The 637-nt window shown below is 47.6% G+C and carries 1 protein-coding gene; it reads right to left on the bottom strand.

All coding sequences use genetic code 11. The features are described from left to right. Positions 1-637 (bottom strand): ribosome small subunit-dependent GTPase A (gene rsgA, locus AB4486_RS25165; RefSeq protein ID WP_372119434.1); only part of this gene is annotated, 637 nt, incomplete at both ends.

Genomic DNA, 637 nt, shown 5'->3' with positions numbered 1-637 from the left:
CGCCGTTTCTTGCTTGCTCTCTCAGTAGCTTTTGATAGTTAGTAAATCGTCTTTCAGACAGTTCACCACTCTCAATGGCAGCCCTTATCTTGCATCCCGGCTCTGATTCATGATGACAATCAGAGAAGCGGCAGTGCATTGCTAACTCTTTGACGTCTGAAAAAGTTTCACTCACGCCTTCAGCGCAGTCTGCAAGTTGTAGCTCTCGCATTCCTGGAGTGTCGAGAAGCAAGCCACCTGATGCGAGCAAGTGGAGTGATCGTGATGTGGTTGTATGACGACCTTTACTGTCGTCTTCACGAATACCACCAGTTGCCTGCGATGCTTCACCTAGCAATGAGTTAACCAAAGTCGACTTACCCACACCAGAAGAGCCCATTAGCGCGACGGTCTTGCCGATTTTACACCAAGGTGAAAGTACTTGGGTTGAGCCTTGATCTAGGCTATTGACCGCTTCGATCATGAGCATCGGGTCTAAGCTTTGTACCTGTTGTACTTTGCCTTCGTAGTCGTCACACAAGTCTTTCTTAGTCAGGACGATAACCGCTTCAACTTGTGCTTCATTTGCGAGTGCCAGGTAGCGTTCAATGCGACTCAGATTAAAGTCGTTGTTCAATGAAACCACGATAAACACTGT

The sequence above is a fragment of the Vibrio sp. 10N.222.55.C6 genome (genome assembly GCF_041473395.1).
In the GTDB taxonomy this organism is placed as follows: domain Bacteria; phylum Pseudomonadota; class Gammaproteobacteria; order Enterobacterales; family Vibrionaceae; genus Vibrio; species Vibrio crassostreae_C.
This window is presented reverse-complemented; position numbering and strand designations above follow the sequence as displayed.